The following is an 18,765-nucleotide window of genomic DNA, read 5'->3' as shown; positions in this document are numbered from 1 at the left end:
GTCGGCTCACGTACCCAGAGGGTCGGTTCGTGAGCCGACCGTCCAGGGACGCGAACCGACCGTCCAGGTACGTGAACCGACCGTCCAGGTACGTGAACCGACCCTCTGGGTACGCGCTATGCCGGCGTGCCGCGGAACGGGCCGTGCAGGGCTGCCCACTGCAGGAGCATGATCGTCTTCGCGTCCGCGATCTCGCCCGTCCCGATCATCTTCAGGGCGTCCTCGAAGGGCAGCTCCAGCACCTCGATGTCCTCGCCTTCCTCGGCGATGCCGCCGCCCTCGCCGCGGTCGGCCGGGTCGTACGGCGCCGCGTAGCAGTGGAGGCGCTCGGTCACCGAGCCCGGGCTCGTGTACACGTCGAACACGTGCTCCAGCTCCCCGATGCGCACCCCGGTCTCCTCCTGCGCCTCGCGGCGGATCGCCGTCTCCGGGTCGTCGGCGTCGAGCAGGCCCGCCGCGGCCTCGATGAACATCCCGTCCGGGTGGTCGTTGACGTAGACCGGGTAGCGGAACTGGCGGGTCAGCAGCACCGTCCCGCCCGCCACGTCGTACAGCAGCACCGTCGCCCCGTTGCCGCGGTCGTAGGTTTCGCGCTGTTCGGTCGTCCAGCGGCCGTCGCCGTGCCGGTAGTCGAACGTCGTGCGGCGCAGCACGTACCAGGCCGACGACAGCAGTTCCACGTTGGTGACCCGGACGCGCGGGTTGCGCGACTGGCTTGCCGATGAGGTCATGACCCGACCATAATGTGCACGACTCGGCAGAAACAAGGAGGATTGTGCATGCTGGTCGGTGAACGACGCGACCTGCTGCTTGCCCGGCTCGCGGCCGACGGCAAGGTGCTGGCGAAGGACGTGGCGGCGGAACTGGGCGTCTCGGAGGACAGCATCCGCCGCGACCTGCGCGACCTGGCCGCCGCCGGGCTCTGCCAGCGCGTCTACGGCGGCGCGCTGCCCGTCTCCCCCGCCGTCGCCGACTACGCGAGCCGGACGGCGATCGCTGTCGAGGGCAAGGACCGGGTCGCCGCGATCGCCGCCGGCCTGGTCCGGCCCGGCTCGACGGTCATCCTCGACGGCGGCACCACCACCCTCGCCGTCGCCAGAGCGCTGCCGAAAGACCTCGAAGCCACCGTCGTCACCCACAGCCCGACCGTCGCCGTCGCTCTGCTCGACCACCCCGGCATCGAGGTCTTCCTGCTGGGCGGGCGACTGTTCCGGCACTCCGCGGTCACCTGCGGCGCCGCCGCGGCCGAGGCCGCCCAGGCGATCAGCGCCGACGTCTTCCTGCTCGGCGTCACCGGCGTCCACCCCGACGCCGGGCTCACCACCGGCGACGCCGAGGAAGCCGCGATGAAACGCGCCCTGGCCCGCCGCGCCGCCGACACCTACGTGCTGGCCAGCGCCGAAAAGCTCGGGGCGGCCTCGCGGTTCACCGTGCTGCCGTTCGCCGACATCGCCGGCGTCATCACCGACGCCGACGACGCCGACCAGAACGTGCAGAAACTGGCAGCGTTCGGGGTCGCGTTCCCCGGTCGGTGACCTCGACGTACCACTCGCGGCCGGCGACGAGCGCGAACACCGGCGCCGGCAGCCACACGAGCACCCGCAGCACCGCCGCGAGCCGCCCGCCGCCGCGCACGTCGGACACGTGCGCGGCCAGCGCCGCCTGCTTGCGCCCGGCGAACCGCCGCACGTCGAAGCGGTGGGTGATGGCCGAGGCCGGGCTGAAGAGCCGGCCGAGAGCGGCCTGGTCGTACCGGAACGGGATCCGCAGGGCCCGGACCACCCGGACGAGCCGGACGATGACGTCGCGCGGCATCGTCGCCTCCAGCAGCCGCGTCCCGGTCAGCCGGGCCGCCCGCCGGGCGACCTCGTGGACCTTGACGTGGTCGCGGTGGCCGTAGCCACCGTGGGGGTCGTAGCCGAGCAGGAGGTCGGCCTTTTCCTCGTGCAGCAGGGCGGCGAGCCGGTGCGCGGCCTCCTCGGTGTCCGCGCGGGTGAAGCGCTGCCGGCCGGGCGGATCCGGGTACAGCTCGGGCCCGTGCCCGCTGTCGGCGTAGCCGAGGTGCACGACGCGCCGGACGCCGAGGATGGCCGCGCTCGCCTCGAGTTCGGCCCACCGCGGGGTCGGGTGTTCCGCGGACATGCCGTCGGTGGCCACGACGACCACCACCCGGTGCCCGTCGGCCGCCGCGCGGGCCAGGGTGCCGCCGCTGAGCAGCACGGGGTCGTCGGCGTGGGCGTGGAAGGCCACGATGGTCGTCATCGGCCCCATGATGGCCGATGACGGGAGAAGACGGCATGAGTGAGCACCGGGTCCGGTTCGCGGCGCTGTTCGACGCCGAGGTGCGGCCGCACAACGAGCGGTTCCGCGCCGCGATTGCCATCAAGCCGGGCGAAGACGTCCTCGACGTCGGCTGCGGCACCGGCGAATCCACCCGCGAAGCCGCGCAGGCGGGTGCGAAGGCACTCGGTGTTGACGTCTCGGAGCAGGCGATCGCCAAGGCACGGGAACTCGGCGGGGCGCGGTTCGAGGTGGCCGACGCGCAGACCCACGAGTTCCCGGCGGCGGCGTTCGACGTCGTGCTCAGCCGGTTCGGGGCGATGTTCTTCGCCGTTCCGCCGGCGGCGTTCGCCCACCTCGCCCGCGCGCTGCGGCCGGGCGGGCGCCTGGTGCTGCTGGTGTGGCAGGAGCGAGCCCGCAACGAGTGGTACTCGGTGCTGCACGACGCCGTCGCGCCCGGCACCACCCCGCCACCGCCCGGGCCGCACTTCTCCCTCGGCGACCGGGACCACACCGAAGCACTGCTGCGGGCCGCCGGATTCGCCGACGTCGAGTTCACCGAGCTGCGCGAACCCGTCTGCTACGGCCCCGACGCCGCGACGGCCAGCGAGTTCGCCCTCGGCCTCAAGGACGTCCAGGAGCTGCAGCCCACCGAACACGCCGCGACCCGCCTCCGGGACGCGTTCGCGGCGTACGAGACCCCGGACGGCGTGCTGCTGGGCGCCCGGACGTGGATCGTGACCGCGCGGGTCAGCCGCGCTTGAGCAGCCGCCGCAGCTGCTGCCAGCGGCGCTCCACGCCCCACGTGGCCACCCGCAGGAACGCCTCGCGGATGATCGAGCCGTCCATCTTCGACTCGCCGATCTCGCGCTCGGTGAAGGTGATCGGCACCTCGACGATCTCGAACCCGGCTTCGGCCGTGCGGATCGTCAGGTCGATCTGGAAGCAATAGCCGTGCGAGTTGACTTCGTCCAGCGCCAGCTTCTCCAGCACCGGACGCCGGTAGGCTCGGAAACCGGCCGTGATGTCGCGGGTCCGCATGCCCAGCGCGAGCTGCGAATAGACGTTGGCGCCGCGCGAGAGCACCTGGCGCTTCAGCGGCCAGTTCACCACCGCGCCACCCGGCACGTACCGCGACCCGATGGCCAGGTCCGCGTCACCGACGGCGTCCAGCAACCGCGGCAGGTCCTCCGGTGCGTGCGAGCCGTCGGCGTCCATCTCGACGATCGTGTTGTACTCCCGCGCCAGGCCCCAGCGGAACCCGGCGATGTAGGCCGCCCCCAGCCCCGCCTTCTCGGTCCGGTGCATGACGTGCACGTTCTCGTTCGCGGCCGCGCGCTCGTCGGCGAGCTCGCCGGTGCCGTCCGGGCTGCCGTCGTCCACTACCAGTACGTGCACGTCCGGGAGTACCTTGTGCAGGCGATCCAGGATCGGGCCGAGGTTCTCCCGCTCGTTGTACGTCGGGATCACCACCAGCACCGGCTCGATTTCCCGGGCCCCCCGCGGCGCCTGCGACATCCGTGCTCCTCCGATATCCGCGGCGGTCAGTCCGCCGCTTCCCCTGCCGTGCCGGCGCTGGTGCGCCGGGTGCGAAAACGGAGCACGAGCCCGCCGGCCACCCCGGCGATCGCCAGTGCCAGCAGCCCGTACTCCGTCCACGCACCGAGTCGATCCGACAGCGTAGTCTGCGTCCGCAGCGGGACGCGCCCGACCAGGGAATCGGCGGTGAAAAGGCCCGTTGAGCTGGTAACCGTTCCGTCGGGGGCGACGATCGCGCTCACTCCTGAGACGGCGGACACCACGACGGCGCGGCCGTGCTCGACCGCCCGCAGCCGCGACATGGCCAGCTGCTGGACGCTCATCTCGCTCTCGCCGTACCAGGCGTTGTTGGTCGGCACCACGAGCAGTTCGGCGCCGTCTCGAACCGCGTCGCGGCCGGGGTAGTCGAACGCGGCCTCGTAGCAGACGAACATGCCGACCCTGGTGCCCGCGACGTCCACGGCCTGGTTCGTGCCGTCGCCCGGGACCATGTCGACGGTCTCCTGGTCGAGGAACGGCGTGACGAGCTCGGCGAGCTTGCGAGCGGGCACGTACTCGCCGAAGGGCACCAGTTGCTGCTTCGCGTAGCGCTGCCCGGGCCCGGTGTGCGGGTCCCAGGCGATGACGGAGTTCTGCAGGTGCCGGTCGGGCAGCTCGTAGATCGCGCCGATCAGCGCGGGCACGCCGAAGTTCGCCACGAGCTGGTCGACCTGCGGGTCCGGGCCGGTGACGGTCGTCGCGCTTTCCGGCCACAGCACCAGGCCGGGCTTCGGGACCTTGCCGGCGTGGATGGCGTCGAGCAGCCGTTCGCTCTCGGCGATGGTGTTGGCGCGCAGGACGGTACGTTCGCCCTGCAGCGCCAGGCCGATGTCCGGCGCGTTGCCCTGCACGGTCGCGACGGTGAGCTCGCCGTCCTGCGCGCTGGTGCCGACGGCGGGCCACAGCGCCAGGCCGGCCACCACGGGCAGCAGCGTGCCGGTGGCGGCGAAGACGGCCGGGCGGGTCCGCAGTGCCGCGGTGAGCGCCGCACGGCCGTCCCAGAGCCGTCCGAGGAGGGCGGCGAGGCAGAAGCCGCTGAGGACGACGGCGAGGCCGACCAGCGGCGCGCCGCCGATCGAGGCGAGCGGCAGGAAGGCGCCTTCGGGCTGGCTGAAGGCGACCCGGCCCCACGGGAAGCCGCCGAAGGGGAACCACGCGCGGGGCGTCTCGAGCGCGACGAACACCAGCGCGGCCCACAGCGGCCCGGCCGGCAGGCGGGACACCCACGTGATGAGGCCGCCGGCGAGGCCGTAGTAAAGCGCCAGCGCGAACGACAGGCCCAGCCACGGCCACGGCCCGAAGTCGGGGCCGAGGAAGTCCAGCAGCCACGTCAGCAGCGGCAGGAAGAACACGAACCCGAACGCGAAGCCGTAGCCGAACGCGCCGCGGAAGTTCCGGCGGCCGCGCAGCACGAGCGCGAACCCGGCGAACGCCAGCGGCGCCAGCCACCACAGCGGACGCGGGGCGAAGCTCAGGTAGTAGGCGAACCCGGACACCAGTGCCGCGGCCAGGCGCAGCAGCCAGGCACGCGGGAACCGCCGGGTACGGGCGGGTTGGTGCGGGGCGCCCGGTTCGGGGTCCGCCACGGTGACTGCCACGGAAGACGACTCTAGGTGATGGTGTCGTGGAGGACTTCACCCGCGCGGACCGTGCGCAGGCAGTGCGGCAGGGCGGCGTCCGGTTCGAGCCGCGGCAGCGGGGGCACGCCGGCGCGCGGGTCGGTGGACCAGCGCTGTACGCGGCTGTCCGGAGTCGCGACGACGAGGTCGGTCGCGTCCCAGATCGCGTAGTGCGCCGGCGCGCCCGGGACGAGGCTGCCGGTGACGCCGTCGTTGAGGCCGGCCGCCCGGTGCCCGGCGCGGGTGTGGGCGGTGAACGCGGCGCGCGGGGACAGGCCGGCGCCCGGGGTGCGGTGGTAGGCGGCCGCGCGGACGCTCGCCCACGGGTCCAGTGGCGTCACCGGCGCGTCGGAGCCGAAGGCCAGCAGGACTCCTTCGGCGGCCAGCGTCGAGAACGGGTTGAGCCCGGCGGCGCGGTCGCCGAGGCGGTCGGCGTACATGCCGCTGTCGCCGCCCCAGAGCGCGTCGAACAGCGGCTGCACCGAGGCGACGACACCCCAGCCGGCCAGCAGCTTCGCCTGCTCGGCGGTGACCATCTCCAGGTGCTCGAGCCGGTGGTGGCGGGCTGCCAGCGCGCGCTGCCCGACTTCCTTCTCGGCGAGCCGGAAGCCTTCGACGACCTCGGCCACGGCGGCGTCGCCGATCACGTGGAAGCCGGCCTGCAGCCCGGCTTCGGTGCAGGCGGCCAGGTGCTCGCCGATGCGGTGCGCGTCGAGGTAGAGGGTGCCGGAGCCGGCGTGGTCGGCGTACGGCGTCGTCAGGGCGGCGGTGTGGGAGCCGAGGGCGCCGTCGGCGAACAGGTCGCCGGCCAGGCCGCGCGCCCCGAGCTCGCGGGCGGTGCCGATCGCGCCGAGCTCACCCCAGTAGCCGACGACCTCGGGGGTGTCCGGGCCGGCGAGGGCGAGCAGGGCGGCGAGGTCGTCGCGGCCGGAGATGTCGGGGCCGGCGCATTCGTGGACGCTGACGATGCCCTGGGCGGCGGCCTCGGCGAGGAACGCGCGCTGGGCGCGTTCGCGCTGTTCGGGGGTGATCGCGGCGCGCACTGCCGCGCGGACGGCGTGGTGGGCGGCGCGGGTAAGCGGGCCCTCGGGCGACCAGCCGTCGGCGTCGCGGGCGGCCGGGGCCAGCTCGACCAGCGCGGTGGAGACCAGCGCGGAGTGGACGTCGACGCGGCTGAGGTAGACGGGCGTGGCGCCGGCGGCGGCGTCGAGCTCGGCGCGGCTGGGCAGCCGGGAGTCGGTCCAGCCGCTTTCGTCCCAGCCGTGGGCGAGCAGGACCTGGCCGGGGACGACGGCGTCGCGCACGCGGGCCAGCAGTTCGGCGCCGCTGCGGACGCCGGTGAGGTCGAGGCCGCTCAGGTGCAGGCCGGTGGCGGTGGCGTGGACGTGGGCGTCGACGAAGGCGGGCGCGACGAACGCGCCGTCGAGGTCGACGACGTCGGCGCCGGGGTGGAGGGTGCGGGCCGGGGCGTCCTGGCCGACCCAGACCACGGTGCCGCCGGTGACCGCCATCGCCGTGGCGTCCGGGCCGGCGGGGGTGTAGATGCGCCCGCCGAGCAGGAGCGTCGTGTGTTCGTCCGTCACGCCCTTGAGTCTCCCCCGGGCGGCGGGGCCCTTGGCACCTGGGTGAAGACACCCCGACAGGCAGGAAGATTTACTCCATGGGAACGATATGACAGGATATTTTAACGCGTTCCCGACGACTAGGAGTACAAGTGACTGCGACCCAGGAACCTGTGACGCCTGCCGCCGCCTTCGACCAGCCCTACGAGTACGCCCGCGCCGAGCTGGTGGAACCCGACTGGCGCCGCTTCCCCGGCTGGCACGGCGTGACCGAGGCCGAGTGGCGTGACGCGCAGTGGCAGCGGGTGCACTGCGTCCGCAACGCCAAGCAGCTGCGCGCGCTGATGGGCGACCTGCTGGAGGAGCGCTTCTACGACGACCTGCTCGCCGACCAGCGCGAGATGGCGACCATGTCGATGCTGCTGCCGCCCCAGATGCTCAACACGATGGCGCCGACGGCGGGCACCGACCCGGCGAAGGTCACCGAGGCGTTCTACGCCGACCCGATCCGCCGCTACATGCTGCCGGTCAAGAGCGACCGCGACGTCACGTGGCCGAGCCACCCGCACTCGGAACGCGACTCGCTGCACGAGGCCGAGATGTGGGTGGTGGAGGGGCTGACCCACCGCTACCCGACCAAGGTGCTGGCCGAGATGATCTCGACCTGCCCCCAGTACTGCGGCCACTGCACCCGCATGGACCTGGTCGGCAACTCGACCGAGCAGGTCGAGAAGCACAAGCTGACACTCAAGCCGGTCGACCGCCAGGACGCGATGATCACGTACCTGAAGAAGACCCCGGGCGTGCGCGACGTGGTGGTCTCCGGCGGCGACGTGGCCAACGTGCCGTGGCCGCAGCTGGAGTCGTTCCTGATGCGCCTGATGGACATCGACACGGTCCGCGACATCCGGCTGGCGACGAAGGCCCTGGCGGCGCTGCCGCAGCACTGGCTCCAGCCGAAGGTCGTCGAGGGCCTGGAGCGCGTCGCCGTGACCGCCCAGCGCCGGGGGGTCAACCTGGCGATCCACACGCACGTGAACCACGCCCAGTCGGTGACCCCGCTGGTGGCGGAGGCGGCCCAGACGGCGTTGAACGTGGGTGTCCGCGACGTCCGCAACCAGGGCGTGCTGATGCGCGGGGTCAACGCGACGCCGGCGCAGCTGCTGGACCTGTGCTTCGCGCTGCAGGGTGAGGCGAACATCCTGCCGTACTACTTCTACATGTGCGACATGATCCCGAACGCCGAGCACTGGCGGGTGTCTGTTTGGGAGGCGCAGGAGCTGCAGCACGCGATCATGGGGTACCTGCCGGGGTACGCGACGCCGCGGATCGTGTGCGACGTGCCGTACGTGGGGAAGCGGTGGGTGCACCAGCTGGCCGACTACGACCGGGAGCTGGGGATCTCGTACTGGACGAAGAACTACCGGACGGGCATCGAGCTGGAGGACCCGGAGGCGTTGCAGCGCCGGTACCCGTACTACGACCCGATCTCGACGCTGCCGGAGGCCGGTCAGGCCTGGTGGGCGAACCAGCCCCGCTGACGCCGGCGCGTCGGCCTGCGGAGGTAGGCCGAGGGGGTGCCGCGGAGCCCGATCGGGGCCGCGCACCCCCTCGGCCGCCTCAGACGTCGGGGCTGGTCAAAAACCTACGCTGACGGTGCTCCATCGAATGATCGCAATTGCATGGCCACGTCCCTCGATTCAACGACGTTTGAACAGTCACCGCAAACGAAACGGCTACCCGCTCACCCCCACTGCCGTTGCCGTACTAGTTGCAGATCATGGTCTCACGCCAGCAATTCGTGGAGTCGTACACGCGCCCGTACTCGCTTTTGATGGCGAGGTAGACGCGATTCGCCCCACCGGGAACGTCCGCGGAGAGGGAAAAGCTTGCATCGGTGACAGTATCGCAGTGAAGGCTCGTGCTTCTCGCGTCAAGCGCTTTCAAGTCCACTATCGAGGTCGCGTATGCCCGCTCACATCCGCTGGCATTGAACGCTCCTACGACGCCGACTGAGCGGTTATACCAGGTGACCGTACCGGAGTAGTAGCCACCCGTGCCGTCCTTGATGAGGAAGTTGAGAGTGGGGTAGGCATCTGCGCTGACTGGTGCCGCTGCGGCAACTGTGGACCCGGTGACAACAGTGAGAACAGCCGCCGCAGCGGCCACGATCATGCCGATCCTTCTCATCGATTTCCCTCTGCTCGTAGGTTATGAATACAATCCATTCGGGTTGGCCGCCGCCGGCCTCGAGGTCAGTTCCGACACGTCCAGAGCGTGCCGATCTGCCGCGTGTTGTCGGTGCTGACCCCCGCGATCTGCCGCCCGTCGGCGCTGATCGCGGTCGGGTAGAGCGGGTAGGTGTACCCGAGCTGGGGCAGCTGCAGCTGGCGGCCGTACTTCCAGCGCGCCGGGAACCCGTTGCGGTTCTTCGCCGCGACAGCGCCGTTCGCGGCGAGGACCCCGCCCTGGGCGTAGGTGCTGTCAGGCAGTGGCCGCTCTTGCCCGGTCACCACGTCGATGTAGGTGAGCTCGTCGCCTTCGGCGCCGCCGCGGTCGGCGATCAGGACGCCGCCGGCCAGGTCCGACGCGCGGTGCCCGCCCGGGCCGATGACCGGGAACGACCGCACGATCGTGCCGTCGAGCCGGTAGACCGTCTGCACCTCGTCGCCGGCGAACCCGGCCGAGCCGAGGACGAATCCGAGGTCGTCCACCTTGAGGGCCATCGTGTACACCGGCCCGTCGTCGAGCACCCGCGGCGTCCGCGTGCCCGCCGGCCAGACGACGGCGCGGGACAGGCCATCGACCCAGGCGTATCCCGAAACGTCGCCGCGGGCGTTGATGTCCGTGGCCCCGGAGCCTGGTTCGCCCGGCTCCGGCAGGAACGTCGTCACGCCACCCGACCGGATCGCCGCGTGCCGCGTCCCGCCGGCGAACTGCGAGCCCACCATCACCCCGCCGGAGTTGATCGCGGACGGGACGAACTCCCCGAGGTCCGTCGTGACCCCGGCGCGCCACTGCAGCCCGTGTTCGTCGTCGCCGAAGTGCGACCGGCCGAGACCGACGAACGTGCCGTGGTCGTCGGTGGCGGCCGGGTAGACCTCCTCGCCGGCGATCGTCCCGGGCAGCTCGGTCACCCGGCACACCGCGGCCGGAGCGGGCTCCGCCGCGGACGCCGTCGCCGGTGTCGCGGCTGCCAGCACGCTCACAACGGCCAGTAACTTCAGTCTTGCTCCCACGTTTCCTCCCCTGGTGAATCGGCGGGCCCGCACGGACCCGGCCGAACCCCTCACGTTCGAGCAGGTCCTTCGGTTGAGCCCGGCGAGCACTGCACGTGCACGCGCTCGGCAACCAACTCGCGTTCGTCGTCGAGCGCGGGTGCCGCGAAGCCCGATCGGGGCCGCGCGCACCCCCTCGGCCCAGTCTCGATCAGCCGTACGCGGCGTCGATCGCCGCGGTGAGGGTGTCGTCCAACGTGGACCACACCGGCATCCCCGGGCGGTTGATCCGGCACAGGAGGTGGACGTCGCGCTCGCGCGGGTAGCCGGGGTCCGCGCCGACGACGATGCGCCGCCGCTCCCCCAGCGCCTGCCCGAGCTCGAACAGGGCGATGGGCTGCGTGGTCTTCGCCGCGTCCGAGCGCGGGAACCAGAACAGGGTCAGCCCGGCCAGCCGCAGGTGGTGCTGCTCCCAGCTGACCTGCTCGAACGCCGCGCCGGGGTCGTGGATCGGGAAGTCCGCCCGGTTCGGGTTGAACACGACCAGGGGCCGCGGCGCGCCCAGCAGCGTGCGCACCGCGTGCTCGTGCCACGGCTCGGCCACCGCGGTGATGCCCCCGGCCAGGAACACCGACGGCGGGTCGCCGGGCCGGGGACGGTGGTAGGTGGGCGCCTCGACGTACCGGTCGGTTTCCATGTGCCTCCTCTACCCCGGTGCTCAGCGGAACGCCATCGGCCTGCGTTCGTGGGGTTGCGGGAGAAGGGCGAGCCGCTGGGGGCCCCACAGGGTGTCGTTGACCGTCAGCCGGCCGCCGAGGCGGTGCAGCCACACCTCGGAGTACTGGGAGTGGAAGAGCGCGTCGCCCGGGATGCGGTCCAGCACGCCGAGGACCAGCCGCAGCACGTCGGTTTCCTGGCTGTCGAAGTCGCCGGTCTTGCTGAGGCCGAAGACGACCTCGACCGTCGGCGCGAACCCGAACTGGTTCTCCACCGGGTCGGGCGGGTCGTACTCGGCGGCGTCGACGCTGAACCACCCGCCGCCGCGCAGCGAGGCTCCGGTGGCGTCGTGCTCGATGACGACACCGGGGACGGCGTCGACGAGCGCGGCCAGCACCGCCTTCGGCGTGGTCGCCGCACCGAGGTCGAGTTCGTAGGTGATGGACATGATCACGCCCTGCCGCTACTGGGGGAAAGCATCGATGATGGCGCCGTTCTTGTCGATGATCTTGACCTCGGTGAGCCCCTTCACCGTGGGGAGGAGCGCCTTCATGTCCGCCAGGGACATGGTGCTCCTTTCCATGTTGATGACGATGTACGGGGTCTGCTCCTTGACCTTCTTGCGCAGTTCACGCCGGATGGTTTCCCGGTTGTCCCTCGGCGCGTAGTTGTCCCACAGCTTCCCCTCCATCTTGTAGTCGGGGTTGCTGCGGCCGTTCACCCCCACCTCCGGCGGGTTCTGGTCGATGCGGTAGCCGGCCTTCGCGAGGACGGTCGCCGAGTCGTTCTCGATCCGCAGATTTTCCCGGTTCTCCACGCTGCCGTGGGAGGTGTCGCTCGGGGTGCCGCCGGGCCGGGCGTTCGGGTCGGGCTGTCCCGAGGGCCGCGTGTGGGCCGTCGACGAGGGCGGGGTGGGCGGCTCACCCGGTTTGCCCCCGCCGCCGGCCTGGCCGTCTTCCAGTTTCGCCCGGATGACCTCCTGCGCGGGGCCGACACCCGCGCTCGCGTCGACGTCGCCGGACTTCAGCGGCGGCTTGCCATCGGCCGGTTTGCCGGTGCCGTCACCCGGCTTGCCGTCGCCGGGTTTGCCGTCGCCGGGTTTGCCGGAAGGGGTTCTGGGTTTGCCCGTCATGACCGACCTACCCGTCGAGGAGCTTGGCGAGGTTCTGGAGGCTGGTGATCAGGGAGGTGATGTAGGTGAGGATGCGCCCGGCCCACTTGACCACCGCGGCGGCGATCTGCGAGGCGATGACCGGGATGGTGATCACGAAGATCGCCTCGACCGCCCACACGATGACCCGCGCCACGAGGTCGGCGATGAGGTCGCGCACGACCTCGCGGGTCATCTCCACGAGCCCGCCCGCACCCTCGGTGGCCGCCGCCATCGCCGCCGCGGTGGCGCCGAGCCCGCCGATGGCCTCGACGTTGCTGGCCATCAGCCGTCGGTAGCCGTCGGCCGCGCCGCCGGTCCAGCCGGGCAGGTCCGCGGCCAGCGCGGCCTTCAGGTCGGCGGAGACGTCCGCCAGCTCGGCCGCCATCCTGGTCCAGGTGGCCGCGTGGGAGGCCACCACGTCCGGCTTGCCCGTCAGCTCGTCGAGCATCTGCCGCAGCGGCTCGAAGTACTCCATGGCCCAGCCCAGCCCGTTGGCCAGCAGCGCGCTGATCGGGTCCATCACCGTCGCGGCGACTTCGACGCCGAGGCCGGCGCCGGCGAGCGCGTCGTCGACCCAGCCTTCCGTCTTGATCGCGTCGACGAGTCCTTCGATGCTGTCGGCGAGGCTCGAGCCGGTCCACACCTCGCGGGTCGGCTGGACGGGCGCGATGAGGGACTCGTCGGTCATCGCGTGGCCTTGCCGAGTTCTCCGCCGATGCTCGTCAGCGTGCCGGCGGCGCCGGTGTCGGTCTCCTCGTAGCGCGCGGCGCTGTCGCGCAACCCGGTCGCGGCGAGGTCGAGGTTGTTCGCGGCGAAGTCGAGCAGGCTGTCCTGCTCCTGGTGCCTGCCTTCCAGCACCGCGGCGATCCACCCGCACAGCAGCCCGTAGGCCTGGTCGTCCTGGGCGATGTGCGTGCTCGCGGATTTGACGGCCTCGAAGCGCGCCCGCAGCGCGTCGAGGTTCGCCGCGTGCTTGCGGAGTTGCTCGGGTTCGACCGTGTAGCCGTCAGCCATGGGTCACCGCCGGTTGTCGCAGGGTTGGTCACTCTCGCCGGAGGAAGGACTGCCCGCCGAAGTCGTCGTCCTCGGCTGCCGGCGCGGCCCGCAGGTGCTGCCCGACCTGCTCGGCGATCGCCCGGCCGGCGGCCGAGTCCTGGCCCATCGTGTCGGCGATGACCTCCTGCGAGCGCTGGGCCGCCTGCCCGCGGGCCTGCCGCACCAGGGACAGGACCGCCTGGGCGACGACGTCCGGCGCGGTCCGCTGGATGCGGTCGGTCAACCGGAGCCCGACCAGCGCGCCGGTGGAGTCCACGGTCACCTCGGCCAGCCCGCCTGGGTCGGCCGCGCTGATCCGGACCTGCTGCAGCCGGTCGCTCATGGCCTGGGTGTCGGCGGCCAGCTTGTCGATCCGGCCCTTCCACGCCGCGACGCGCTCGCGCGCGGCGTCCGGATCGAAAACACGTTCGCTCACGGATCCCCCGTCCCCTCGGCGCGCCGTCTGCCCACCTTAAACGACGCAAAATCGGACTGTCAGCAAGAAACACGAATTTCCGGACGCCGCGGGGTATTCCTGTGTCGTCGGCTGTTCTTCCGCGGAATCCGCGACCACGGCGGGTATCGGTGCACCCGATCCGGCCCACCGCCGTAAGCGTCACCGGCTGAGCGGCAGGGCGGCCATCCCGCGCAGGGCCGGGTTCGGGCGTCGCTGCACCTCGCCCGCGATCCGCAACGCCGGGAAGCGCTTCCCGAGCTGTTCGAGCAGGACCGTCATCTCCAGCCGGGCCAGTGCCGCTCCGAGACACAGGTGCAGGCCGTGCCCGAAGAACAGGCCCCGGCCTCCGTCGCGGGTGATGTCGAAGCGGTCCGGGTCCGGGAAGCGGGCCGGGTCGCGGTTCGCCGCTCCCATGAGCACCACGACCATGTCTTCCGCCGGGATCTCCACCCCGGCGAGCACCGCCGGCCGCGCCGCCGCGCGCTGGCTCATCTGGGCGGCCCCGTCCCAGCGCAACGTCTCCTCCGCCGCCCCGGCGGCCAGGCCGGGATCACCCGCGAGCAGGGCGAACTGTTCCGGGTGGGTCAGCAGTGCGTGGATCCCGAGGCCCAGCGCGCCCGCGGTGGTTTCGTAGCCGCCGCCGAACAGCACGAGCAGCGAGTTGAGCGCGTCGTCGGCGGACATCAGCTCCGCGTCGGGGGTGGGGCGGGCCAGCAGCGCGGACGTCAGGTCGTCACGGGGTTCCGCGCGCCGCAGCGCGATCAGGTCCGCGAAGTAGGCCCGGAACTCGACGGCGGCCGCGTCGACCTCGGCGCGCAGGTCCGCCGGCATCGCCGGGTTGACCTGCCTGCCGATCAGGTCGGTCAGCCGGCGCAGGCGGTCGTGGTCGGCGTCGGGCACGCCGACCAGGTCGCCGATCACCGCCATCCCGAGCGGGTAGAGCACCGTGGTGACGAACTCCGCCGCGGTCCCGTCCGCCGTGGCGTCGGCGAAGCGGTCCAGCACCCGGTCGACGGCCCGGCGGACCGCGGGCTCCAGCCCCTGGACGCGCCGGACGGTGAAGTCCCGCATGAGCAAGCGGCGCTCACGCGTGTGGTCCGGCGGGTTCTTCCACGGCAGGAGGTCGGCCAGCAGCGCCATGGCCGGGTTGTCGCGCCAGCCCGGCCGGTGCCGGTCGCGCCACCGCGCGTCCAGCACCAGGAACGTCTCGCCGTCGGCGAGCACCGGCTGGCAGTCGGCGAACCGGCTGAGCACCCAGCCGCCGAAAACTTCGCTGCGGAAGATCGGCGCCTCTTCGCGCAGTTTCGCGTAGACCGGGTACGGATCGGCGAGCCCGGCCGGCGTGGACAGCGACAGCAGGGCGTCGTCTGCGGACATGGTGCTCCCTCCGGTGGGAAACGGTTCCCGCAGTCTGGTCCCCGGCTCCCGCGCCGGGGCGGGTCCGGGCCCCGGCTTCACTCGGATGGCAGGGTGCGGAACCGGTCACCTGATCGGGAGGTACGCCGCCACGTCGGCGAGCGCGTCCAAGGTGGCGCCGTCGACGTGACCGGTCGCGGTGTCGGCCTCGGCGACGACCATGCCGTAACCGTCCGGGCGGGACTCGTAGTGCAGGCCGGTCATCCGCACCCCGGCGACGCCGAGCACGGCCGCGATCTCCAGCGGCCGCACGTCGCCGCTGCCCTGCACCGCCTCGACCCGCTCGAACGCCGACGCCTGCTTCTTCGACCGGAAACCGACCCGCACCACCGAGATCACCGCGGCGTTGCCGTGCCCGTCCCCGACCGCCAGCAGCATCCGGTCCAAGGCCGTGCACGGCGTGCCGGCCAGGAACTCCCGCACCCGGCCCGACGCCGCCGCGACGCAGTCGCCCTCGCGCTCCAGCCGCCGGACCGCGCGCTTGAGCTCCTTGACCTTCAGCCGGCTCCACGCCTCCTGCGGCTTACCGCGCTTGGCCGACTCCCGCGCTTCGGCCCGGCGCGTCTTGAGCGAACGGCCCGGCAGCGAGTCGACGACGTCGCCGGCGCTGTTCCCGGCCAGCGCCTCCGAGGCGGCCCCACCCGTCGCCCCACCCGTCGCCCCACCGAAGGCACCGGCCCCGCCCGCGCCCCCGGCGATCGCCGCGGCGGCGACCGCCGCCACGACCACGCCCGTCCCCTTGTCGCGGATGTAGATCCGCTTGCCGTCCTTCGTGATCCAACGCCCCATGCGACCCCCTCGACAGCATCATCGAGGTGATCACCGCGCCCGGGGACGGATGGCCGGAGGTTGACCGGTATCTGTCAGGTCCGGGGCTTGCCCGGCGGATCGGTCACGAGCGGTAGGGGCGGAAGAAGTCCCTCAGTTCACGGGCGTAGGTTTCCGGCTCCTCGAACGCCGCGAAGTGCCCGCCACGCTCGAACTCGGTCACGCGGACCGTGTTCGCCGTGCGGTCGAGCCACGCCCTCGGCGGCAGGACGACGTCGCCCGCGAAGAGCGCGAATCCCGAGGGCACCTCGACGCGGCGGGCGAGCTGGGCGGGCGGGATCGCCGCGTTCGCCCGGTACATGCGCATCGACGATCCGATCGTCTGGGTCAGCCAGTAGATCGTGATGTTCGTGAGGATCTCGTCCTCGGTGAAGCGGAAGCCGTCGCTCCAGGACTGCATCTTCTCGACGATCCACGCCGCCAGGCCCGCCGGTGAGTCGTTCAGGGCGGCCGCGACCGTCTGGGGCTTGGTGCGGTGCATCGCCGCGTACGCGCCTTCGGCCGCGCCCCAGGTCGTCACCTCCGCCATCCAGTCGCGTTCCTCCGGCGTCAGGTCCGCCGGGCCGCCCGTGAAGATCGGGAGGCCCGCGTCCGTGCGGTGGACCGCCACCACCCGGTCGGGGTGATCGAGCGCCAGGTAGCGGCTCACGTGGCTGCCGATGTCCCCGCCCGCCGCGCCGAACCGCGGGTAGCCGAGCTCCGTCATCAGCCCGGCCCACAGGCCGGCGACGGCGATGGAGTTCAGCGGCGTGGCGGGGCGCGCGGAGTACCCGAAGCCGGGCACGTCCGGGACGATGACGTCGAAGGCGTCGGCCGGGTCGCCGCCGTGCGCGCCGGGGTCGGTCAGCAGCGGGATCACCTTGGTGTAGCGCCAGAACGAGTCCGGCCAGCCGTGGGTGAGCACGAGCGGGAACGCCGGCCCGGTCCCGCGGACGTGCGCGAAGTGGATGTCGTGGCCGCCCACCGTGGCCCGGAAGCGCGGGATGGCGTTGAGCTCGGCTTCGCGGGCGGGCCAGTCGAAGCCGTCCGCCCAGTGGGCGACGAGCTCACGCAGGTAGCCGACGTCGGTGCCGGCCGACCACCCGGCGTCCTCGGGGGCGTCGGGCCAGCGGGTCGCGCGCAGCCGGGTGCGGAGGTCTTCGAGGACCGCTGGAGCGGTCTGCGGGGCGAAACTCTCCATGGGAAGGACCCTACTGAGTCAGTAGGCGACCCGGGTTCCCGCGCCGGTTTCCGCCGCCCGCCGGTGGATGAACCGCGCTGCCGCCAGGTCCTGGACCGCCAGGCCGACCGACTCGAACACCGTGATCTGCTCCGCGGACTCACGGCCCGGGGCGCGGCCGAGCAGGACGTCGCCCAGGGGCGTCAGGTCCGCCGGTCCGATCGCGCCCTCGCGCCGAGCGAACAGGTAGTCGCCTGCCTCGTGCGTCGCCGACTCGATCGAGTCGACGAACACGCGCGCCTCGGCAATGGTCGGGGTGTCCAGTTCGCGCGTGTGCGGGACGCACGAGCCGACGGCGTTGACGTGCGTACCCGGGCGCAGCCATTCCCGTCGCAGCAGTGGAGAAGCCGCGTTGGTCGCCGTCACGACGATGTCGGCGGCCCGGACCGCTTCCTCCGGGGAGGGAGCCACCTCCACCGGCAGGCCCAGCTCCGCCGACAGCACCGCGCACACCCGCTCGGCCCGCGCGGCGTCGCGCGCCACGACCCGCACCCGGGTCAGCGGGCGGACCGCCGCCAGCGTGCGGATGTGCGCCGCCCCCTGGACGCCGATGCCGAACACCGTCAGCTCCGCGGCGTCCGGGCGGGCCAGCGCCTCGGTCGCCACCGCGGTCACCGCCGGGGTGCGCAGCTCGGTCAGCACCGACGCGTTCAGCAGCGCCAGCGCCTCCCCCGTGTCCCCGCTGAACAGCAGCATCGCGCCCTGGTGGGCGTCGAGGCCGAGTGCGGTGTTGCCCGCGAACAGGCACACGATCTTGACGCCGTAGCCCGCGGCCGCGGTGTAGGCGGGCATCATCGCCAGCAGCCCCGCGGCACCCTCCGGGGCGACGACCGGGCGCAGCGGCTGGTGCGCTTCGCCCCGCGAGAGCGCCTTCAGCGCGTCGCGCATCGGCGCCAGGCTCTCCTTCGGCGGGAACAGCGCCCGGACGTCGGCCCCGGACAGCACCAGCAGCGTCATCGCTTGCCCGCGCCGAACAGCTGGTCGTCCAGCCCGGCCGGGCGCACCGCCTCGGGGATCGACCGCGTGTAGTAGTTCATCGTGACGACCGCGCGCAGGGCGTCGTCGGCGCGCAGCGGCTGGACGTAGTGCGGGTGGAAGCGGGCGTCGAAGAAGAACAGCTGGCCCCGCCGCGGGTAGATGACCGCCGCGTCCTCGTCCACTTCGGCCACGTCGCGGGCGTGCCGGTTGCGGGAGACGACCAGGCCGCCGCCGGTCTCCTCGGTGCAGTCGGTCAGGTACAGCAGGCCCTCCATCGGGTTGCTGTCGACGTGGCAGGGGTAGCGCATGGTGATGCCGCGCTGCACGTTCAGGCTCAGCGCGCGGTTGGCGGTGCTGGTCAGTTCCAGCGGCTCGTCGACCAGCCGCTCGCCCAGCTGCCGGAACCAGCCGGTGTAGAGCTCGTTCACCCACGGTGCCTGCTCGACGAGCACCTCGCCGTCGACCGACTCCAGCGGGATGATCGCGTCGGGCGTCTCGCGGGCGGTGGTCATGGTCGGGCGGAAGCTGCGCCGGGCGGCCTGGCGCGCCGCGACGTCCAGCAGCTCCTCGGCCCAGCCTTGCGGCAGGGCGCTGCCGACGTCGTAGATGTGCCAGTGGAACGGCAGGTTCCGCGGCGGGGTCCAGTCCGCGAACCGGCCCGGGGTGTGGTCGATCGTGGCCGACATGGTGCCTCCTCGTGGGTCG

21 protein-coding genes are annotated in these 18,765 nt (G+C 72.4%); 3 read left to right on the top strand and 18 right to left on the bottom strand.

Features of this window, described 5'->3' with window-relative positions:
• Window positions 1-116 precede the first annotated feature (116 nt).
• A complete protein-coding gene (locus AB0M83_RS29350; RefSeq protein ID WP_364521631.1) occupies window positions 117-731 on the bottom strand; it encodes an NUDIX domain-containing protein in 615 nt (204 codons plus the stop codon).
• Between the two features lie 48 nt (window positions 732-779).
• Here AB0M83_RS29350 and AB0M83_RS29345 point away from each other — a divergent pair, with 48 nt between their 5' ends.
• The gene (locus AB0M83_RS29345) at window positions 780-1,535 is read left to right on the top strand and encodes a DeoR/GlpR family DNA-binding transcription regulator (protein ID WP_364521630.1); all 756 of its coding nucleotides are present in this window, start codon (window positions 780-782) and stop codon (window positions 1,533-1,535) included.
• On the opposite strand, the gene AB0M83_RS29340 is transcribed toward AB0M83_RS29345, so the two are convergent.
• The gene (locus tag AB0M83_RS29340) at window positions 1,462-2,262 is read right to left on the bottom strand and encodes a PIG-L deacetylase family protein (protein WP_364521629.1); all 801 of its coding nucleotides are present in this window, start codon (window positions 2,260-2,262) and stop codon (window positions 1,462-1,464) included. The genes AB0M83_RS29345 and AB0M83_RS29340 overlap by 74 nt on opposite strands.
• Window positions 2,263-2,297: 35 nt before the next feature.
• On the opposite strand from AB0M83_RS29340, the gene AB0M83_RS29335 reads away from it, so the two are divergent.
• The gene (locus tag AB0M83_RS29335; protein ID WP_364521628.1) at window positions 2,298-3,044 is read left to right on the top strand and encodes a class I SAM-dependent methyltransferase; all 747 of its coding nucleotides are present in this window, start codon (window positions 2,298-2,300) and stop codon (window positions 3,042-3,044) included.
• On the opposite strand, the gene AB0M83_RS29330 is transcribed toward AB0M83_RS29335, so the two are convergent.
• The 3 genes from AB0M83_RS29330 to AB0M83_RS29320 are packed head-to-tail and all read right to left on the bottom strand — an operon-like array spanning window position 3,031 to window position 7,060.
• The gene (locus AB0M83_RS29330; RefSeq protein WP_364521627.1) at window positions 3,031-3,798 is read right to left on the bottom strand and encodes a polyprenol monophosphomannose synthase; all 768 of its coding nucleotides are present in this window, start codon (window positions 3,796-3,798) and stop codon (window positions 3,031-3,033) included. The genes AB0M83_RS29335 and AB0M83_RS29330 overlap by 14 nt on opposite strands.
• 26 nt (window positions 3,799-3,824) lie before the next feature.
• Window positions 3,825-5,456, bottom strand: a complete 1,632-nt coding sequence (gene lnt / locus AB0M83_RS29325; RefSeq protein ID WP_364521626.1) for an apolipoprotein N-acyltransferase — start codon at window positions 5,454-5,456, stop codon at window positions 3,825-3,827.
• A gap of 11 nt (window positions 5,457-5,467) precedes the next feature.
• Entirely contained in the window at window positions 5,468-7,060 is a 1,593-nt protein-coding gene (locus tag AB0M83_RS29320) for an amidohydrolase (protein WP_364521625.1), read from the bottom strand.
• Window positions 7,061-7,191: 131 nt separating this feature from the next.
• Here AB0M83_RS29320 and AB0M83_RS29315 point away from each other — a divergent pair, with 131 nt between their 5' ends.
• Window positions 7,192-8,580, top strand: a complete 1,389-nt coding sequence (locus tag AB0M83_RS29315) for a lysine 2,3-aminomutase (RefSeq protein ID WP_364521624.1) — start codon at window positions 7,192-7,194, stop codon at window positions 8,578-8,580.
• A gap of 226 nt (window positions 8,581-8,806) precedes the next feature.
• On the opposite strand, the gene AB0M83_RS29310 is transcribed toward AB0M83_RS29315, so the two are convergent.
• The 13 genes from AB0M83_RS29310 to AB0M83_RS29250 all read right to left on the bottom strand — a co-directional run bounded on the left by AB0M83_RS29310 (window position 8,807) and on the right by AB0M83_RS29250 (window position 18,746).
• Window positions 8,807-9,214 carry a hypothetical protein gene (locus tag AB0M83_RS29310; protein WP_364521623.1) on the bottom strand — a complete coding sequence of 136 codons (408 nt, stop codon included), beginning with the start codon at window positions 9,212-9,214 and terminating at the stop codon, window positions 8,807-8,809.
• An 80-nt stretch (window positions 9,215-9,294) separates the two neighbouring features.
• The gene (locus AB0M83_RS29305) at window positions 9,295-10,248 is read right to left on the bottom strand and encodes a hypothetical protein (RefSeq protein WP_364521622.1); all 954 of its coding nucleotides are present in this window, start codon (window positions 10,246-10,248) and stop codon (window positions 9,295-9,297) included.
• A gap of 220 nt (window positions 10,249-10,468) precedes the next feature.
• Window positions 10,469-10,954: a nucleoside 2-deoxyribosyltransferase domain-containing protein gene (locus AB0M83_RS29300; RefSeq protein ID WP_364521621.1), complete on the bottom strand. Its 486-nt coding sequence runs from the start codon at window positions 10,952-10,954 to the stop codon at window positions 10,469-10,471.
• Window positions 10,955-10,975: 21 nt separating this feature from the next.
• Complete coding sequence (locus AB0M83_RS29295; protein WP_364521620.1) at window positions 10,976-11,422, bottom strand: SitI3 family protein; 447 nt, start codon at window positions 11,420-11,422, stop codon at window positions 10,976-10,978.
• Window positions 11,423-11,437: 15 nt separating this feature from the next.
• Window positions 11,438-12,106, bottom strand: a complete 669-nt coding sequence (locus AB0M83_RS29290) for a hypothetical protein (protein WP_364521619.1) — start codon at window positions 12,104-12,106, stop codon at window positions 11,438-11,440.
• A gap of 7 nt (window positions 12,107-12,113) precedes the next feature.
• Entirely contained in the window at window positions 12,114-12,815 is a 702-nt protein-coding gene (locus AB0M83_RS29285; protein ID WP_364521618.1) for a hypothetical protein, read from the bottom strand.
• Entirely contained in the window at window positions 12,812-13,141 is a 330-nt protein-coding gene (locus AB0M83_RS29280) for a type VII secretion target (protein ID WP_364521617.1), read from the bottom strand. The genes AB0M83_RS29285 and AB0M83_RS29280 overlap by 4 nt, the downstream gene beginning before the upstream one ends.
• A 28-nt stretch (window positions 13,142-13,169) precedes the next feature.
• Entirely contained in the window at window positions 13,170-13,598 is a 429-nt protein-coding gene (locus AB0M83_RS29275) for a YbaB/EbfC family nucleoid-associated protein (RefSeq protein ID WP_364521616.1), read from the bottom strand.
• Between the two features lie 180 nt (window positions 13,599-13,778).
• The gene (locus AB0M83_RS29270) at window positions 13,779-14,996 is read right to left on the bottom strand and encodes a cytochrome P450 (RefSeq protein ID WP_364521615.1); all 1,218 of its coding nucleotides are present in this window, start codon (window positions 14,994-14,996) and stop codon (window positions 13,779-13,781) included.
• A 105-nt stretch (window positions 14,997-15,101) separates the two neighbouring features.
• Complete coding sequence (locus AB0M83_RS29265; RefSeq protein ID WP_364521614.1) at window positions 15,102-15,824, bottom strand: hypothetical protein; 723 nt, start codon at window positions 15,822-15,824, stop codon at window positions 15,102-15,104.
• Window positions 15,825-15,927: 103 nt separating this feature from the next.
• Complete coding sequence (locus tag AB0M83_RS29260) at window positions 15,928-17,043, bottom strand: epoxide hydrolase family protein (protein ID WP_364521613.1); 1,116 nt, start codon at window positions 17,041-17,043, stop codon at window positions 15,928-15,930.
• A gap of 18 nt (window positions 17,044-17,061) precedes the next feature.
• Entirely contained in the window at window positions 17,062-18,039 is a 978-nt protein-coding gene (locus AB0M83_RS29255; protein ID WP_364521612.1) for an ornithine cyclodeaminase family protein, read from the bottom strand.
• On the bottom strand, window positions 18,036-18,746 hold the full coding sequence (locus AB0M83_RS29250; RefSeq protein WP_364521611.1) for a 2OG-Fe(II) oxygenase: 711 nt from the start codon (window positions 18,744-18,746) through the stop codon (window positions 18,036-18,038). Before AB0M83_RS29250 ends, AB0M83_RS29255 begins: the two co-directional genes overlap by 4 nt.
• Between the last annotated feature and the right edge of the window lie 19 nt (window positions 18,747-18,765).

This window comes from Amycolatopsis sp. NPDC051106 (assembly GCF_040682775.1).
GTDB lineage: Bacteria > Actinomycetota > Actinomycetes > Mycobacteriales > Pseudonocardiaceae > Amycolatopsis.
The sequence above is the reverse complement of the archived record's forward strand: the minus strand, read 5'-3'. Positions and strand labels throughout refer to the sequence as shown.

Excerpts from the sequence above, each read along its gene's own strand:
- AB0M83_RS29330 (WP_364521627.1), bottom strand. The coding sequence starts at position 3,798 with ATGTCGCAGGCGCCGCGGGGGGCCCGGGAAATCGAGCCGGTGCTGGTG.
- AB0M83_RS29340 (WP_364521629.1), bottom strand. The coding sequence starts at position 2,262 with ATGACGACCATCGTGGCCTTCCACGCCCACGCCGACGACCCCGTGCTG.
- AB0M83_RS29255 (WP_364521612.1), bottom strand. The coding sequence starts at position 18,039 with ATGACGCTGCTGGTGCTGTCCGGGGCCGACGTCCGGGCGCTGTTCCCG.
- AB0M83_RS29350 (WP_364521631.1), bottom strand. The coding sequence starts at position 731 with ATGACCTCATCGGCAAGCCAGTCGCGCAACCCGCGCGTCCGGGTCACC.
- AB0M83_RS29270 (WP_364521615.1), bottom strand. The coding sequence starts at position 14,996 with ATGTCCGCAGACGACGCCCTGCTGTCGCTGTCCACGCCGGCCGGGCTC.
- AB0M83_RS29290 (WP_364521619.1), bottom strand. The coding sequence starts at position 12,106 with ATGACGGGCAAACCCAGAACCCCTTCCGGCAAACCCGGCGACGGCAAA.
- AB0M83_RS29250 (WP_364521611.1), bottom strand. The coding sequence starts at position 18,746 with ATGTCGGCCACGATCGACCACACCCCGGGCCGGTTCGCGGACTGGACC.
- AB0M83_RS29300 (WP_364521621.1), bottom strand. The coding sequence starts at position 10,954 with ATGGAAACCGACCGGTACGTCGAGGCGCCCACCTACCACCGTCCCCGG.
- AB0M83_RS29280 (WP_364521617.1), bottom strand. The coding sequence starts at position 13,141 with ATGGCTGACGGCTACACGGTCGAACCCGAGCAACTCCGCAAGCACGCG.
- AB0M83_RS29345 (WP_364521630.1), top strand. The coding sequence starts at position 780 with ATGCTGGTCGGTGAACGACGCGACCTGCTGCTTGCCCGGCTCGCGGCC.
- AB0M83_RS29335 (WP_364521628.1), top strand. The coding sequence starts at position 2,298 with ATGAGTGAGCACCGGGTCCGGTTCGCGGCGCTGTTCGACGCCGAGGTG.
- AB0M83_RS29265 (WP_364521614.1), bottom strand. The coding sequence starts at position 15,824 with ATGGGGCGTTGGATCACGAAGGACGGCAAGCGGATCTACATCCGCGAC.
- AB0M83_RS29295 (WP_364521620.1), bottom strand. The coding sequence starts at position 11,422 with ATGTCCATCACCTACGAACTCGACCTCGGTGCGGCGACCACGCCGAAG.
- AB0M83_RS29285 (WP_364521618.1), bottom strand. The coding sequence starts at position 12,815 with ATGACCGACGAGTCCCTCATCGCGCCCGTCCAGCCGACCCGCGAGGTG.
- AB0M83_RS29260 (WP_364521613.1), bottom strand. The coding sequence starts at position 17,043 with ATGGAGAGTTTCGCCCCGCAGACCGCTCCAGCGGTCCTCGAAGACCTC.
- AB0M83_RS29310 (WP_364521623.1), bottom strand. The coding sequence starts at position 9,214 with ATGATCGTGGCCGCTGCGGCGGCTGTTCTCACTGTTGTCACCGGGTCC.